This is a genomic window from Nocardioides sp. (assembly GCF_030149505.1).
Classification (GTDB): Bacteria; Actinomycetota; Actinomycetes; order Propionibacteriales; family Nocardioidaceae; genus Nocardioides.
This window is the reverse complement of sequence record NZ_JASBRN010000005.1, coordinates 1-16,182: the sequence shown is the minus strand read 5'-3', so window position 1 is coordinate 16,182 and position 16,182 is coordinate 1. Positions and strand designations below refer to the sequence as shown.

General features: G+C 71.3%; 18 protein-coding genes. All 18 read left to right on the top strand.

The annotated features are described in order from the left end of the window. Nucleotides 1-45: 45 nt before the first annotated feature. The gene (gene rplS, locus Q1V71_RS00805) at nt 46-396 is read left to right on the top strand and encodes a 50S ribosomal protein L19 (protein ID WP_300639356.1); all 351 of its coding nucleotides are present in this window, start codon (nt 46-48) and stop codon (nt 394-396) included. A gap of 56 nt (nt 397-452) precedes the next feature. Next, nucleotides 453-1,268: a signal peptidase I gene (gene lepB, locus Q1V71_RS00800; RefSeq protein ID WP_300639353.1), complete on the top strand. Its 816-nt coding sequence runs from the start codon at nt 453-455 to the stop codon at nt 1,266-1,268. A 9-nt stretch (nt 1,269-1,277) separates the two neighbouring features. After that, complete coding sequence (locus Q1V71_RS00795) at nt 1,278-1,958, top strand: ribonuclease HII (RefSeq protein ID WP_300639350.1); 681 nt, start codon at nt 1,278-1,280, stop codon at nt 1,956-1,958. Further along, complete coding sequence (locus Q1V71_RS00790; RefSeq protein WP_300639348.1) at nt 1,955-2,263, top strand: DUF2469 domain-containing protein; 309 nt, start codon at nt 1,955-1,957, stop codon at nt 2,261-2,263. Before Q1V71_RS00795 ends, Q1V71_RS00790 begins: the two co-directional genes overlap by 4 nt. 164 nt (nt 2,264-2,427) lie before the next feature. After that, nucleotides 2,428-2,856 carry a TadE/TadG family type IV pilus assembly protein gene (locus tag Q1V71_RS00785; RefSeq protein WP_292604547.1) on the top strand — a complete coding sequence of 143 codons (429 nt, stop codon included), beginning with the start codon at nt 2,428-2,430 and terminating at the stop codon, nt 2,854-2,856. After that, nucleotides 2,853-4,802 carry a hypothetical protein gene (locus Q1V71_RS00780; RefSeq protein WP_292604549.1) on the top strand — a complete coding sequence of 650 codons (1,950 nt, stop codon included), beginning with the start codon at nt 2,853-2,855 and terminating at the stop codon, nt 4,800-4,802. Before Q1V71_RS00785 ends, Q1V71_RS00780 begins: the two co-directional genes overlap by 4 nt. A 115-nt stretch (nt 4,803-4,917) precedes the next feature. Next, nucleotides 4,918-5,499, top strand: coding sequence for a TadE/TadG family type IV pilus assembly protein (locus Q1V71_RS00775; protein WP_300639344.1), 582 nt, complete (start codon nt 4,918-4,920; stop codon nt 5,497-5,499). Next, entirely contained in the window at nt 5,496-7,448 is a 1,953-nt protein-coding gene (locus tag Q1V71_RS00770; RefSeq protein ID WP_300639341.1) for a pilus assembly protein TadG-related protein, read from the top strand. Before Q1V71_RS00775 ends, Q1V71_RS00770 begins: the two co-directional genes overlap by 4 nt. 35 nt (nt 7,449-7,483) lie before the next feature. Then, nucleotides 7,484-7,876 (top strand): TadE/TadG family type IV pilus assembly protein, encoded by a 393-nt coding sequence (locus Q1V71_RS00765; RefSeq protein WP_292604554.1) that lies wholly within the window; start codon nt 7,484-7,486, stop codon nt 7,874-7,876. Between the two features lie 114 nt (nt 7,877-7,990). Further along, entirely contained in the window at nt 7,991-8,362 is a 372-nt protein-coding gene (locus tag Q1V71_RS00760; RefSeq protein ID WP_292604556.1) for a YraN family protein, read from the top strand. After that, nucleotides 8,362-9,963 (top strand): YifB family Mg chelatase-like AAA ATPase, encoded by a 1,602-nt coding sequence (locus tag Q1V71_RS00755; protein ID WP_300639335.1) that lies wholly within the window; start codon nt 8,362-8,364, stop codon nt 9,961-9,963. The genes Q1V71_RS00760 and Q1V71_RS00755 overlap by 1 nt, the downstream gene beginning before the upstream one ends. Further along, nucleotides 9,960-11,156 carry a DNA-processing protein DprA gene (dprA, locus tag Q1V71_RS00750; RefSeq protein WP_300639333.1) on the top strand — a complete coding sequence of 399 codons (1,197 nt, stop codon included), beginning with the start codon at nt 9,960-9,962 and terminating at the stop codon, nt 11,154-11,156. Before Q1V71_RS00755 ends, dprA begins: the two co-directional genes overlap by 4 nt. Continuing rightward, nucleotides 11,153-12,094 carry a tyrosine recombinase XerC gene (locus Q1V71_RS00745; protein WP_300639330.1) on the top strand — a complete coding sequence of 314 codons (942 nt, stop codon included), beginning with the start codon at nt 11,153-11,155 and terminating at the stop codon, nt 12,092-12,094. Before dprA ends, Q1V71_RS00745 begins: the two co-directional genes overlap by 4 nt. Before the next feature lie 149 nt (nt 12,095-12,243). Further along, nucleotides 12,244-12,885 carry a M23 family metallopeptidase gene (locus Q1V71_RS00740; protein ID WP_300639327.1) on the top strand — a complete coding sequence of 214 codons (642 nt, stop codon included), beginning with the start codon at nt 12,244-12,246 and terminating at the stop codon, nt 12,883-12,885. Nucleotides 12,886-13,215: 330 nt separating this feature from the next. Next, nucleotides 13,216-14,172 carry a 30S ribosomal protein S2 gene (gene rpsB / locus Q1V71_RS00735; protein WP_300639324.1) on the top strand — a complete coding sequence of 319 codons (957 nt, stop codon included), beginning with the start codon at nt 13,216-13,218 and terminating at the stop codon, nt 14,170-14,172. A 48-nt stretch (nt 14,173-14,220) separates the two neighbouring features. Next, the gene (gene tsf, locus Q1V71_RS00730; RefSeq protein ID WP_300639321.1) at nt 14,221-15,030 is read left to right on the top strand and encodes a translation elongation factor Ts; all 810 of its coding nucleotides are present in this window, start codon (nt 14,221-14,223) and stop codon (nt 15,028-15,030) included. A 191-nt stretch (nt 15,031-15,221) separates the two neighbouring features. Then, entirely contained in the window at nt 15,222-15,938 is a 717-nt protein-coding gene (pyrH, locus tag Q1V71_RS00725) for a UMP kinase (RefSeq protein ID WP_300639317.1), read from the top strand. A gap of 76 nt (nt 15,939-16,014) precedes the next feature. After that, a partial coding sequence (locus tag Q1V71_RS00720; protein ID WP_300639423.1) for a ribosome recycling factor occupies nt 16,015-16,182 on the top strand: 168 nt, incomplete at its 3' end.

Genomic DNA, 16,182 nt, shown 5'->3' with positions numbered 1-16,182 from the left:
CACCTCACACACCGCGGCTGACCTGTGGCACTCGCGAGGAGAATCATGACGAACGTGATCGCCGACATCGGCAGCGCCATCAAGCGCGACGACGTCCCGGACTTCCGCGCCGGTGACACCATCAAGGTCCACGTGAAGGTCGTCGAGGGCAACCGCTCGCGCGTCCAGATCTTCCAGGGCGTGGTCATCCGCGTGCACGGCTCCGGCATCGGCCGCACCTTCACCGTCCGCAAGGTCTCCTTCGGCGTCGGCGTCGAGCGCACCTTCCCGCTGCACTCCCCGATCTTCGAGACGATCGAGGTCGTGACCCGCGGTGACGTGCGTCGCGCCAAGCTCTACTACCTGCGCAACCTGCGCGGCAAGAAGGCGAAGATCAAGGAGCGCCGCGAGGCCTGATCCCACGTTCGCAGGTCGATGCGGGGAAGCAGCATCCTGCTCCTTACACTTCCCGCGTGACCAGTGACAGCGACGAGCCCACGACCGCGAGGTCCGTGGGCTCGTCCCGTTCCCGGGGCCTGCCGCTGTGGGCCGAGACCGTGCTCCTGCTCGTCGGGGCGGTGGTGCTCGCCCTGCTGATCAAGACGTTCCTCGTGCAGGCGTTCTTCATCCCTTCGGTCTCGATGGAGCCGGGCCTGGAGGAGGACGACCGGATCCTGGTCGAGAAGTGGTCGGGCTGGTTCGGCGGCGAGCCGGAGCGCGGCGACGTCGTGGTCTTCGAGGACCCGGGCGGCTGGCTCACGGCGGGCGAGGCCAGCGAGCCCACCAACCCGTTGGGCTCGTTCTTCGCCCGCATCGGCCTGCTGCCGACCGGCGGGCACCTGGTCAAACGCGTCATCGGTGTCCCGGGTGACGTCATCGAGTGCTGCGACGTCGAAGGCCGCATCACCGTCAACGGGGTCGCCCTCGACGAGGACGCCTACGTGCTGGAGGACAAGGCCGCCCAGTGCCGGGGGCCGATGACCGGCAACTGCGACTGGACCGCCGGGCCCGTGCCCGAGGGGACGGTCTTCGTCATGGGGGACAACCGGGTCAACTCCGCCGACTCCACGGTCCACCTGTGCCTGGAGGACGAGACCGAGTGCGTGCCCGGTGACGAGTTCGTGCCGGTCGAGCTGGTCACCGGTCGCCTCTGGACCACGGTGTGGCCCTTCGAGAACTTCGGCGGCCCGCAGGAGACCGACGCCTTCGACGACGTCCCCGACCGCTCCGACGACGCGCCCGACTCCGCCGCCTCCTCCCTCGACACCGCCGGTAGCGGGTCCCGGTAGGGCGCTCCCGTGTCCGTCCTGCCCCGGGGAGCCACGGTCCGGCGTGACGCCGGGCCCTACGGCTACGAGCGCGCCCTGCGCCGGCACGGCATCACCCACGTCGCCGGGGTCGACGAGGCGGGCCGCGGTGCCTGTGCCGGGCCGCTGGTCGCGGGCGCCGTGGTGCTCCCCCCGGGGCGCGCCGGGGTGGTGCCGGGCCTGGCCGACTCCAAGCTGCTGACCGCCGGGGCCCGCGAACGCTGCTACGAGCAGGTCGTGCGCCGCGCGCTGGCCTGGTCGGTCGTGGTCGTCCCGCACGACGAGTGCGACCGGCTGGGCATGCACGTGGCCAACATCGAGGCCCTGCGTCGCGCCGTGGCGCTGCTCGACGTCGCGCCGGACTACGTCCTGACCGACGGCTTCCCGGTGGACGGACTGGGGGTCCCCGGTCTGGCGATGTGGAAGGGGGACCGCGTGGCCGCGTGCATCTCGGCCGCGAGCGTGGTCGCCAAGGTCACCCGCGACCGCATCATGGACGACCTCGACGGCCAGTGGCCGGCGTACGACTTCAGGACGCACAAGGGCTACATCACCGAGGCGCACACCGCTGCCCTCACCGAGCACGGGCCCTCGCCCGTGCACCGGATGTGCTTCGTCAACGTGCGTCGCGCGGCCGGCCTGGAGGACCAGCGTCTAGAGTCGAGGGCGTGAGCGCCGAGGACCTCGAGAAGTACGAGACCGAGATGGAGCTGACGCTCTACCGGGAGTACCGCGACGTCGTCGGGATCTTCAAGTACGTCGTCGAGACCGACCGGCGCTTCTACCTGTGCAACCAGGTCGACGTGAAGGCGCGCACCGAGCAGGGCGACGTCTTCTTCGAGGTCTCGATGAGCGACGCGTGGGTGTGGGACATGTACCGGCCGGCCCGCTTCGCCAAGAACGTGAAGGTCCTGACCTTCAAGGACGTCAACGTCGAAGAGCTGCAGGCCTCCGACTTCGAGCCGCCGCAGTCCTGATCCCCCTCCCGTCGGCCGCGCCGACGACCGGCTGAGGGTGCGAACGGGTCGACCGTCTAGTCCACCTGGGCCATATTGCGTCACGAACCCCCACTTCCGACGTCCCCCTTCCGTACTGTGAGGGGCGGGAGAGACCGTCTCGGGTTTCGAAGTCGAGGTAGAGCATGGTGACCTGGCGCCCGGCGCGGAGGGAGCGCGGTGCCGCGGCAGTCGAGTTCGCACTCGTCGTGCCGCTGCTGCTCACCCTTGTCTTCGGCATCATCAGCTACGGCTACCTACTCAGCTTTCGCCAGTCCTTGAGTCAAGCGGCAGCCGAGGGGGCGCGTGCCGCCGCCGTGGCGCCGGCAACGTCGAATCGCCAGGCGATCGCCTTCGCGGCGGTGGGCTCGACACTCGACGCGACGTGCGCGGACGACGCCGACTTCTTGACGTGCTCGACCGCGAGTCCGCCGGGCTGTCGTTGTCTGGAGGTGAGCGTGCGCTGGGACTACGCCGCCGACCCGAGCAAGCCCAAGTTCGTGTTCGGGTTTGCCCTCCCTGAGACCTTGACGTACACCTCGACGGTCCAGGTGAACCAGGTGGATGCCCCGTGACGGCCGTGTTCCAGGCGCTGACGCGGGCAGTGCGCCGCCGTGCCGCGACCCGAGACGAGGCCGGTGCCGTTGCGGTAATGGCTGCGGCCTTGGCCCTAGTGCTGCTGGTGAGCGCGGCGTTCGCGGTGGACCTCGGTCGCCAGCGCGTGGTCCGGGCCGACATGCAGGCCCTGGCCGATGTGGTCGCGTTGGATGCGGCCCGGGTCCTCGACGGTCGACCGGCCAGTCGGGTCCTGGCCCCGCTGCCGACGGACGGCCTGCCGTCGCTCAGTGCGGCGGTCTCCGCGTCCGTGGCGCGCAACGGAAGCTCGTTAGGGGAGATCGTGCGCGTCACTCCGACGCTGGTCTTCCTGACCTCGGACGGAAACGGTGCGATCGTGCCCGAGCGGGTCGGCGGCGCGCTCAAGCCGGTTCCTCCCGGTGCGGTGCCTGACGCTGTGCTGATCGAGGCCGTCGGTTCGATCGACTTCGGGTTCGCGCGGGTCATCGGGGTCGAGTCCGGCAGCGCCCGGCGAACCGCGATCGCTGACGCCCAGCCGGTGGCTTGCCTGGCAGTCGGCTCGTACGCTGCTGGCCTGGACACAGGCCAGTCCGTCCTGCTCAATGCGTTGCTCGGACGACTCCTGGGGTCGTCGGTCAACCTCAGCGCTGCCGGCTACCAGGGTCTGGCTGCCAGCGAGATCACGCTGCTCGAACTGATCGACGGCCTGCCGCTGGTGAATGTCGACACCCTGACGGTCGCCGACGCCGACCAGGTCCTCGCGACCGAGTTGAGCGTCGCGACGATCCTCGATGCCGCTGTCACCGCTCTGTCGACCTCGGACGACGAGGTCTCGGCGTCCGTACTCGCCGACCTTCGCGCGCTGGTCGCGAAGATCGGCGTGGCGGTCGACCTCGGACTTCTCGACGATCTGACGCTGGGAACGTTGTTGGGGATCACCCAAGGTGGACAGACGGCGCTGACCACCTCCGTCAACGTCCTGGACCTCGTGGTGGCCGCGGTGGAGGTCGCCAACGGGCAGTACGCCATCGATGTGCCCGATCTGGCGGTGAGCACCGGAGCACTGCCGGGTGGCCTGGGTGCCCTGTCGCCGGCGGTCGATGTCACCGGCACCGTGGGGGTCCTGCCGCGGCCCCGTCGGGGGTGCGGCCCGCGGGGCCTCAGGGTCAGGACCGCCGGTGTGGACGTGAACCTAGGGGTCGCCACGAGTGTGAACGCGGGGGCCGTGGGCGGCCTGCTGGGCTCCAACCCCCTGGCCAACCTTCGCATCGACCCGGTGCGCGTCGACGTCGGCGTGAGCGCTGCGGAGTCCATTGCCACCCTGGTGGACATCAAGTGCGGCACAGCGGCGGGTCCGGCCGAAGCAGAGGGTATCGACGTGTCGGTGGCGTCGTCGTTGGCAGCCGCCACCGTGGGCTTGGCCCCAGTTCGGGTTCGGACTGACGTCCTGAGCATTCTCCCCGGAGCGCCCGCGGCCAGTCTGGACCTCTCGGTGTCGCTCGCCGGGCCGGTCCAGACGATGCAGCCGCCCTGGACTCCGGTTCAGCAGTTCCGCACCCCACCGCAGTCGTACGGGGACGCGTTGCGCTTCGGTTCCGGCGACCTCGTGAGCGGGCTGGTGCCCAGTAGCCTCGCCCTGCGGGTCAACGGCAGCGTTTCCGTCGCGGGCTACCCCGCGATTGCGATCACCGACGGTGCGGTGGATCTCGCTGGATTCGGGTTCCTCGCGCGCGAGGTCCTCGAACCCCTTCTGTCGGCGATCCTCACAGAGGTGACAGGTCGACTGCTGCCCGTGCTGGTCACGGCAGTTGTGAATCCCGCGCTTCAACTGGTCAATTGGCTTGTCGGAGACATCCTGGGACCGACGCTCGGCCTCACGGTGGCGGGCGCGGACGTCTTCCCCCTGCCGCGGCCATCCTGCAACTCGGTGGCGCTGCGCGGCTGAGCGTTCCGAGGTGACCGCGGTGCCGCCGCCAGCTCGGCCGAGATGATCACGCCTGGCCTTCCCTCGCTCCTGCCTCGAAGGCCCTCGAGGCACCGGGCGAGGGACAGATCTCAGCATGGATGACTGGACCGGGGACCTCAGAACGGGCTGGATCGAAATCCTCAGCCGCCCAGCACAGAGGCCGATAGGCGACTTGGGGTCTTCGGGCTGCGGGAGGTGCCGGACCGTGCAGGACCTGACCGTGTCGCGCTCACGACGCGCTTCGGAGGAGGGTGCAGTCGCCGTCGAGGCCGCCCTCGTCATCGCTGCTCTCCTGGTCCCGTTGCTCCTCGGAGTGGTCACCTGGGGCGACTACTTCTTCCGCGCCCAGCGGGTGGACACCCTGGCGCCGGGCGTCCCGGTGGGGGGTGTTGCCGGCGAGTTCACGTGCCAAGGGCTGAAAGACCGTGTGGCGAGCACTGTCGTGGACGTCGTCGGCGACCTCGACGCGAGTTTGGTCGGTATCGAAGTCAGCGACGTGACCGTGAGCGTGGTCGAGGTGCTGCCCGACGTGGGTGTCGTGGTCGACATCCACATCGAGACTCCACTCGTCGGGGGCCTGGCCTCCCTCATCCCCCTGCCGGGCGGCGGGTCGATCGTGACGGACTTCAGCCAGCGTCTCGAGGACGTGACCGTCACCGACGCGGTGTGCACATGAGCGCCCGGTCCCTCCCGCGCCGAGAGCGGAAGAACGAGCACGGCGCCATCGCGGTGCTGACGGCGCTGGTCAGTGTCGTCCTGCTGGTGGTCGCCGGCCTTGCCGTCGACATCGGCAACACCTGGGCACGTCGAGGACAGCTGCAGGTGCAGGCCGACCGAGCGGCGACGTACGCCGCCGCCTTCCTGCCCGCCGACAGCGCTGCTGACCAGCTGGAGCTGGCCAAGGGTGTCGCCTACTACTTCGCTTGCCACACGGTGTTGGGTCAACGGCAGCTCGACGCCTCGATCCCGGCGTGTCCCGCGGACGCCTCGTCCGTGACCTTGGACGCCTACGCCGACCGGCTGCTCGACGACGGGATGGTCACTTTCCCCGCCCGAAACCAGGTGAAGGTCGTGACGCCGTGGGCCCGCGTGGAGTTCGGGTTTGGTCAGGTGGCGGGCGCCGACGGCACGACCCAGCGGAAGTCTGCCACCGCGAGGGTGACCTCACCGGGAATGCTGGCGCCGATGGCTCTCTCGCTGGACTGCTTGCTCGACGTCGGCGCCAACGTCCTGGGGGGGGCAGGAGTGCCGTTCGGCTACATCTCCACCACCCACCAGGGCGGCGGCACCGTCTCGGCCACCACCACCTGGCCCTCTGCGATGAGCTACGCCGACGATCCCCGGCTCAATGGGATCGCTCCGGGCCGGATCCCCCAACAGCTCCTGGGCACCACGCCGACGGTCCAGGTGAGCGGCAGTCAGTGGCCGACGCTGGGCTCCCACCAGCGCTACGTCGTGGTCTTCCGCCAAGGCGAGGGACCCACTGCCGTGACCCAGGAGGTCACTGGGGCTCTCGTGCTCGACGGCGGTAACAACCGACGCCGGGTCGGCCATATCCCTGTGCCGGTTCCCGCGGCGGTGGCTGCGACCACCGGGAGCTGGCAGGTCAAGGTGGTGGTCGAGAACCTCACCACTCTTGGTGCTCCGGTCAGCCGTACCTACTCCTCAGACACCTCGACCTTCGACGTCGACGCGCTGGTGACACCGACAGCTGTCTCCTGCGGACGTCTGCTCAAGTCACCTCGCGGTGGGACCCAGGCCAACATCAACTTCGTGCAGAACCTGCAGGAGGGCATCGACCACTTGCTCAACCAGCATCCGAGCCTGGTCTCCCGGGGGACCAGCCTGAACAACCTCTCGCTCAGCCAGCTCACCACGCTCCTCGACCTCACCGAGTGCGCTGGGACCGACGTGAAAGACACCAATGGGGTCCAGCCGGGCCAGACGCCGAGCTGTGTGGTCACGAACATGAGCAACGCCTACGAAGCAGGCTTCACGCCCGGCATGATCGGCAGCGACGGACGGCTGGCCTGTACAAGCGATCATCCCTGCCGGCCCGGGAAGTCCTTCACGTTCAACGGGGTTGCTCTCAACAACGACCTCTTCACCGACTTCGTCGAGAACACCTCGCTGCTGACCTCAGACACGTTCTTCAACCTCGACACTTACCTCGGCACGGGGCTCCCGGTGGTCACCCCGGAGTCCAACCTCTCCCGAGACCTCTACAACTCCCACCGCTTCATGTGGGTGGCGGTCGTCTCCACGGCGGGGGCGGTGTCGGCTGTACAGGCCGGGGACTATCCCATCGTCACGTTCCGTCCGATCTTCATCACGCAGGCCTCCGCCCTGAGCGGCGTGCTTCCGCTCCTCGACAGCGGCCTGCTGTCGTCGCTGTTCCCGACCCTGTCCAGCGCACTCACCCTCCTCGACAGCGCGATGACGACGCTCCTGCAGCCAGGGCTGACCGATCAGAACGGACTGATGGTGGGCGCCTCCGGCGACCTGTCGGCGGTCCGCTTCATGTCGATCACCCCGGACGCCCTGCCCGCCGTCCCAGCGGACTACGCAGGTCCCGAGGCCGAGTACCTCGGCGTCGGCCCTCGCATCGTCAGGCTCGTCGAGTGAGCGGGCCCCGACGCTGCGACCGCGGGAGTGTCGTGGTGGAGTTCGCGCTGGTGGTCCCACTGGTGCTGCTGATCCTGGTGGGAGTGGTCCAGTACGGCTACCACTACTGGGCTATGCAGACCGCCGCAGCGTCGGCCCGCGAGGCGGCACGTCGTCTGATCGTGGGCACCGACCCCACGTGCACGGTCGCCGAGGCCCAAGACCGAGCGGGCGGTCCCGCCGTCGGAACCCTCGCGCCCTCCGTGGTGTACCGTTACCACAACGCTACGAACACTGCCAAGCGCGGCGCCTTGGTCACGGTCACCGTCACCATCCAGTCGCTCGACATCGGCCTGGTACCGCTGCCCTCGGGTGGCGTGGTGACCCAGTCGGCCACCAACCGGGTCGAGAACGTGCCAGTCGACCCGCTGCTCTGCGTCGCTCCCTGAGCTGAACCGCGAGACATCCACAGGACGGTTTCCGGAACCGGTCTTCCCCAGGACCCGTTCTAGCCGGCCACGAGCCCTCGTGCCCGGGTCAGGCTCCCTCCCAGGAGGTGGGCGATGACCCAGGACGGACGAACGGCACGGCAGGCCCTCGGGGCGTACGGTGAGCGGGTGGCGGCCCAGCACCTGGAGGCGGCGGGTCTGGAGGTGCTGGACCGCAACTGGCGCTGCCCGGAAGGTGAGCTCGACCTGGTGCTGCGCGAGGGCGCGGTGCTGGTCGTGTGCGAGGTGAAGACCCGGACCGGTGAGGACGGGTCCGGGCCGCACGAGGCGATCACCCCGGTGAAGCTGGAGCGGCTCCAGCGGCTGGCGGAACGCTGGCAGGTCGAGCACGGGATCCGCGCCGAGGACGTGCGCCTCGACCTGGTCGCCGTGCACCACCCCCGCCGGGGCGCAGCGCGGGTCGAGCACGTGCGGGGGCTGCTCTGATGCCGGTCGCGACCGCCCGCACCGTCTCCCTCGACGGCGCCGTGGGGCACCTCGTCACCATCCAGGCCGACGTCTCGCCGGGACAGGTGCGGGTCGACCTGGTGGGCCGGGTCGACCAGGCGCTGGGCGAGGCCCGCGACCGGGTGCGCATGGCCATCATCAACTCCGAGCTCGACTGGCCCGCGACCAAGCGCGTGACCGTGCTGCTGTCGCCGGCCGACCTGCACAAGCGCGGCACCCACCACGACCTCGGCATCGCCCTGGCGGTGCTCGCGGCCGAGGGGAGCATCGCCCCCGAGCTGCTGGCGCACTGCCTGTTCGTGGGTGAGCTGACCCTCGACGGAAGCCTGCGCAGCGTCCGCGGCGTGCTCCCGATGGTCCTTACGGCCCGCGAGCACGGCATCACCACCGTCGTGGTCCCGGAGCCGCAGGCCGAGGAGGCGATGATGGTCCCGGGCACCACCGTCTTCGGGGTGCGGTCACTGGCCCAGGCCATCGCGGTCCTCTCCGGGCAGCCCCTGCCGGAGGCACCACCGGTCGTCCGCTCCGCCGGCGCCAACCTGCTGCACTGGCGCGGTTCCTCGCGCCACGAGGACGTCGACCTCGCCGACGTGCTGGGGATGGACGACGCCCGGTACGCCCTGGAGGTCGCCGCCGCCGGCGGTCACCACTTGATGCTGTCCGGGCCCAAGGGTGCCGGGAAGACGACGCTGGCCGAGCGGATCCCCACGATCCTGCCGGACCTGGCGCCGGAGGAGTCGCTGGAGCTCACCGCGATCCACTCGCTGGCCGGTGTCCTCGACCCCGGTGCGGGGATGATCGTGCGCCCGCCGTACTCCGCGCCCCACCACGACGCCAGCAAGACCAGCATCGTGGGCGGCGGCTCCGGCCAGGTCCGTCCGGGCGAGCTGAGCCGCACCCACGCCGGGGTGCTCCTGCTCGACGAGTTCCCGCTCTTCCGCCGTGACGTGATCGAGGCGCTGCGCGAGCCGCTGGAGAACGGCGAGATCACCGTTGCCCGGGCCGAGGAGCTGGTGACCCTGCCGGCCAGGACGATCCTCGTCGTCGCGGCCAACCCATGCCCCTGCGGCGAGCACCGCCCCGACGTCGGCAAGGACACCTGCCGCTGCAAGCCGGTGGCGCTGCGGGAGTACCGCTCGCGCCTCACCGGCCCGGTCGCCGACCGGATCGACATCACCCGGCACGTCCAGCCGCTCAGCCCACACCAGCGGGTCGACCGCTTCGCCGCCCGCGAGGACTCCGCCACCGTCCGGGCCCGGGTGGAGGCCGCGCGGGCCCGGCAGGCCGAGCGGTACGCCGACACCGGCTGGCGGCTCAACGCGCACGCGACCGGAGTGGCGCTGCGCGACCGTTGGCCGCTCACGGCGTCGGCCACCCGCACCCTCGACGAGCACGTGGTCAAGGGAGCGTTGACCAACCGCGGTGCCGTGCGCGTGCACCGGCTGGCCTGGACCGTGCACGACCTGGACCCGTCCTCGACCGGGGCCCCGGGCCCGGCGGCGCTCGACGTCGCCTTGCGGCTGCGGCAGGGCCGGCCGCTGCTGGACTCCACCGTCCGCGGTCGGGCGTGCAGCGCATGAGCGCCGTGAGCGGGCGCCGGGTCGACCCGGCGGTGGACGAGGACCGGCTGCACCGGGTGGCGGTCGCGCACCTGACCGAGCCGGGGGACCCGCGGGTGTCCGGGCTGGTCGACGACCTGGGTGCCGCCGTCGTCCACGACGGGCTGCTCCGCGGCCTGGACCTCGAGGGCCTCGGCATCGACGCGGCGGCGCGGATCGGTGCCCTGGAGCCGGAGCGCGCCCTCGAGCAGGCCCACCGCGCCGGGCTCCGGTTCGTCGTCCCCGGCGACTCCGAGTGGCCCGTCCGGCTCGACGACCTGGTCCGGGCAGCGCCCGTCGGCCGCCACGGCGGCCGGCCCCTGGGGCTGTGGGTGCGCGGACCGCTGGGGCTCGACGAGCTGGACGCCTCCGTCGCGCTCGTCGGGGCCCGCGCTGCGACGACGTACGGCACCGACACGACGGCCCGCCTCGCGGTCGGCGCGGCGGACGCGGGGTGGACCGTCGTGTCCGGGGCGGCCTTCGGCATCGACCAGGCCGCCCACCGCGGGGCGATCGCGGGTGGTGGCCGCACGGTCGGGGTGCTCGCCTGCGGCGCCGACCGGGTCTACCCCCAGGCCCATGCCCGGCTCATCGACCACCTCGCCGAAGAGCACTGCATCGTCTCCGAGACGGTGCCGGGAGGGGCGCCGACCCGGATCCGGTTCCTCAGCCGCAACCGGCTGATCGCCGCGCTCACCCAGGGCACGGTCGTGGTCGAGGCGGCCGTGCGCAGCGGAGCCCTCAACACCGCCAACTGGGCCGGCCGCCTGCACCGACACCTCATGGGCGTCCCGGGCCCGGTCACCAGTGCCCAGTCGGCCGGGGTGCACCAGATGCTGCGGGAGGACGCTGCGCTGGTGGTGACCCGTTCCGAGGAGCTGCTGGAGACGCTCGCGCCGGCGGGAGAGCGCACGACGGCGCGGATCCGTGGAGCGGACGGCCCGCGGGACCGGCTGACCCACCGGCAGCGCCAGGTGCTGGAGGCGGTGCCTCTGCGGCGGCCGGCCGACGACTTCTCCATCGCGGGGACCGCCGGGCTGGCGCCGTTGGAGGTGCGGGGCACGCTGCTCGTGCTGGCCGAGCAGGGCTACGTGCAGCGCGAGGGCGTGGGCTGGCGCCTCGCCGACGCGGATCCCCGAGCACCCGGCCAACCCTTCCTAGACTCGACCGGGTGAGCGAGGAGGAAGGGACGACCGACGCCCTCCCCGCCGCGTTCACCCAGGTCCTGGCCGACTACCGCCGCCACCTCGAGGCCGAGCGGGACCTCTCGGCCCACAGCGTGCGGGCCTACCTCACCGACGTGGGGAGCCTGCTCGAGCACGCCCGGCGGCTCGGCCACACGGAGCTGGGCACCCTCGAGCTGCGGACCCTGCGCAGCTGGCTGGCCCAGCAGCAGTCGCTGGGCCGCAGCCGCACGACGCTGGCCCGGCGTGCCACGGCGGCGCGCGTGTTCACGGCGTGGCTCGCCCGCACCGGCCGGGTGCCGGCCGACCCCGGCTCCAGCCTGGCCAGTCCGCGGGCGCACCGGGTGCTGCCTCCCGTCCTGCGCAAGGACGAGGCCGAGGCGCGGGTGCACGCGGCCGCGGAGCACGCCGACGACGGCAGCCCGATCGGGCTGAGGGACGTCGCGGTGCTGGAGCTGCTCTACGCCACCGGGGTGCGCGTGGGGGAGCTGTGCGGTCTCGACGTCGACGACCTCGACACCGAACGGCACGTCCTGCGCGTGCTCGGCAAGGGGCGCAAGGAACGCACCGTGCCCTACGGACGACCCGCCGACCTCGCCCTCCGGCTGTGGCTGCGCCGTGGCCGTCCCGCACTGCTCGCCCCGCACTCCGGTCCGGCGCTCTTCCTCGGGGCCCGAGGCGGTCGCCTGGACCCCCGGACCGTGCGCACCCTGGTGCACCGGCGGATCGCCGAGGTCCCGGGCGCCCCCGACATCGGGCCGCACGGGCTGCGGCACACGGCGGCGACCCACCTGCTCGAGGGTGGCGCGGACCTGCGATCGGTCCAGGAGCTGCTGGGCCACGCGTCGCTGGCCACGACACAGCTGTACACCCACGTCACCACCGACCGGCTGCGTCGCGCCTACCAGCAGGCCCATCCCCGCGCCTGAGGCCGGACGGGCAGGACCGTCGCTCCTGCCGACCCTGCCTGGTGGGCGACGTGCCCGCCGGCCGTCCACAAGCCACGGCTCCACACGCGTCGTCCCCAGGACGCACACCGTGCCCACCGTGGGTGGTCGTCAGCGGAGAGCCTTTGCAGGTGCGTTCCCTGCTGACCGTCCTCCTCACCATGTCCCTTCTCGTCGCGCCCGCCACCGCCGCACCTCCTGACGCCGGCACAGCGCGTGCCCTGCCCGGTGCCGGGGTGGCGACGGACGAGGCTGTCGACCCGGTGGGCACCTGGCCGCTTCGCCCCGACCCCGAGGTCGTGCACGGCTTCGACCCGCCGGCGACCCCCTGGGGCGCCGGTCACCGGGGCGTGGACCTGCTCGGTCGCCCCGGCCAGGTGGTCCGCTCGGCCCTCCCGGGCACCGTGTCGTACGCCGGGGTGCTGGCGGGTCGCGGTGTCGTGGTCGTCTCCCACGGGGCGACCCGCACGACCTACCAGCCCGTGGCCGCGGCCGCCGACCTGGCCGTGGGCGACCCCGTCGTGGCCGGGGAGCGCCTGGGCGTGCTGGAGGCCGCCGGGTCGCACTGCGCCCCGCGCAGCTGCCTGCACTGGGGCTGGCTCGAGGGCACGACGTACCTCGACCCCCTGCGCCTGGTCGGGCTCGGGCCGGTCCGGCTGCTGCCGCTCCTGGACGGGGCGGTCCCGACCGGCGTCCCGGCCACGGCGACCCGGCCCGTGCCCGTCGCCTCGACGCCGGTGCTGCCAGCGTCGCCGCTGCCGCCCTGGTGGTGACGCTCGGCCTCCCGGCGGCGGCCACGTGCCGGATTGGCGGTGCGCGTCGCCGACGGCGTACGCTGGCCGACGCAATCCTCAGGGATTGACTTCGCACGTCTGCAGACCACGACGTCCCGCCTCTCCGGCAGGGCGACCACCCGTGGGCGCCGACTCCCGGTCCCGGTCCTCCGGGTGGGGTCGCGCGTGGGCGTCAGGGCGAGCCGGCACCCGTCGGTGAGCAGCAACTGGAAACCAACCGGATCCACACCGGTGCGTCCTGGTCCGCCGCGAGGCGGGCTGCCAAGGTCGCGCGCACGGTGGCGGGCCCACCACAGGAGAGAACCCCTCATGGCAGTCGTGACCATGCGCCAGCTCCTCGAGAGCGGCGTCCACTTCGGACACCAGACCCGTCGCTGGAACCCGAAGATGAAGCGCTTCATCATGACCGAGCGCAACGGCATCTACATCATCGACCTGCAGCAGTCGCTGTCCTACATCGACCGCTCGTACGCCTTCATCAAGGAGACCGTCGCCAAGGGCGGCACCGTGATGTTCGTGGGCACCAAGAAGCAGGCCCAGGAGGCGATCGCCGAGCAGGCGACCCGCGTCGGGATGCCCTACGTCAACCAGCGCTGGCTGGGCGGCATGCTCACCAACTTCCAGACCGTGCACCAGCGGATCAACCGCCTCAAGGAGCTCGACCTGGTCGACTTCGACGACGTCGCGGGCTCCGGTCGCACCAAGAAGGAGCTCCTGCAGATGAAGCGGGAGCGCGACAAGCTCGACAAGACCCTGGGCGGCATCCGCGAGATGAGCCGCACCCCCTCCGCGGTGTGGATCGTCGACACCAAGAAGGAGCACCTCGCCGTCGAGGAGGCCCGCAAGCTCCGGATCCCGATCATCGGCATCCTGGACACCAACTGCGACCCCGACGAGGTCGACTTCCCGATCCCGGGCAACGACGACGCGATCCGCGCCGTCGGCCTGCTGACCCGCGTGGTCGCCGACGCCGTCGCCGAGGGTCTCATCGCTCGCTCGGGTGCCGGCGCCAAGACCGAGGGTGCCGAGAACGGTGCCGCGGAGCCGCTGGCCGAGTGGGAGCGCGAGCTCCTCGCCGGTGACGCCGAGAAGGCCGCCGAGACCGCGACCTCCGCCGACGGCGAGGCCGCGTCCGAGGCGACCGGTGCCTCCTCCGAGGCTGCCGCGTCCGACGCCGCCGCCGAGGCCGCTGCCCCCGAGGCTGCTGAGGCCGCCGAGTCCGCGGAGGCCGCCGAGGCGCCCGCCGCCGACGAGGCCAAGGCCTGACGGTCCCGCCCGCCCTTTCCACTCACGACGCAAGGACGACGAGTACACATGGCATACACCGCTGCCGACGTGAAGAAGCTCCGCGAGCTCACCCAGGCCGGGATGATGGACTGCAAGAAGGCCCTCGACGAGTCCGACGGTGACTTCGACAAGGCCGTCGAGCTGCTCCGGGTCAAGGGCGCGGCCAAGGCTGCCGCCCGCGCCGCCGAGCGTGAGGCCTCGGCCGGTCTGGTCGCTGCCTCCGGCAACGCCCTGATCAGCCTGCGGGCCGAGACCGACTTCGTGGCCAAGAACGAGGCGTTCATCAACGCCGCCCAGCAGATCGCCGACGCCGCCGACGCCCACAAGGTCGGCGACGCCGAGGCCCTCAAGGCCGTCTCCCTCGGTGACTCCACCGTGGGCGAGACCGTCGAGGAGCTCGCCCGCACCATCGGCGAGAAGATCGAGCTCGGCGAGGTCGCCTACTTCGAGGGCAACACCACGGTCTACCTACACAAGAAGGCCTCCGACCTGCCCCCGACCCTCGGCGTGCTCGTCGAGTACGAGGGCGACGAGGCCGCCGCCCGCCAGGCCGCGCAGCAGGCTGCCGCCCTCAAGGCGCAGTACCTCACCAGCGACCAGGTCCCGGCCGACGTCGTGGAGGCCGAGAAGGACGTGCTGACCAAGAAGACGCTCGAGGAGGGCAAGCCCGAGGCTGCCGTCACCAAGATCGTCGAGGGTCGCATCAACGCCTTCTTCAAGGAGATCGTGCTCCTGGACCAGGAGTCGGTCTTCGAGGCCAAGAAGTCGGTCAAGCAGGTCCTGGACGCCGCCGGCACCACGGTCACCCGCTTCGCCCGCTTCGAGGTCGGCGCCTGACCCGCTCCACCCGCAGCACTGCACCACCCGACCAGCCCCACCCGACCAGCCAGGGCTGCTCATGACGCTCGCGATCCGCTAGGTTCGCGTGGACGTCGAAGGAGGCCGGTCCGCTTGAATCCCCACCACAGGTCGAGCGGACCGGCCTCCTCGCACGTCCGGCCGCCCACTCCCTCTCGGAAGGACGCACCATGACCCAGTACCAGCGTGTGCTGCTCAAGCTCTCCGGGGAGGTCTTCGGCGGCGGACGGGTCGGCGTCGACCCCGACGTCGTCAACACCATCGCCCGCGACGTCGCCGAGGTGGTGCGCAGCGGCGTCCAGGTCGCGATCGTCACCGGCGGCGGCAACTTCTTCCGCGGCGCCGAGCTGCAGCAGCGCGGCATGGACCGGGTCCGCGCCGACTACATGGGGATGCTCGGCATCGTCATGAACTGCCTCGCCCTGCAGGACTTCCTGGAGAAGCTCGGCGTCGAGACCCGCGTCCAGACCGCGATCACCATGGGGCAGGTCGCGGAGCCCTACATCCCGCGCCGCGCGATCCGCCACCTCGAGAAGGGGCGCGTGGTCATCTTCGGCGCCGGCGCGGGCATGCCGTACTTCTCCACCGACACCGTCGCCGCGCAGCGTGCCCTCGAGATCGGCGCCGAGGTGATCCTCATGGGCAAGCAGGGCGTGGACGGCGTGTACGACGCCGACCCGCACGTCCACAGCGACGCGGTGAAGTTCGACAGCCTCACCTACGACGAGTTCCTCGCCCGCGGCCTGAAGGTCGCCGACGCCACGTCGGTCAGCCTGAGCCGCGACAACGACCTGAGCATGATCATGTTCAACCTGTCCGAGGAGGGCAACATCGCCCGCGTCGTCGCAGGTGAGAAGATCGGTACGACGGTCTCGCGGACTGTCTGAACCCCGAGGGCCTGCGGGGCGGCCCGGGTGAGCACAGCCCCGCCCGACGTTCAACTGATGATGAGAAGGAGCAGCGGTGATCAACGAGACGCTCAACGAGGCCGGCCAGAAGATGGACAAGGCCGTGGAGGTCACCCGCGAGGACTTCGCGGCCATCCGCACCGGTCGGGCGCACCCGTCGATGTTCCAGAAGATCACCGCGGAGTACTACGGCACGCCGACGCCGCTCCAGCAGCTCGCCTCC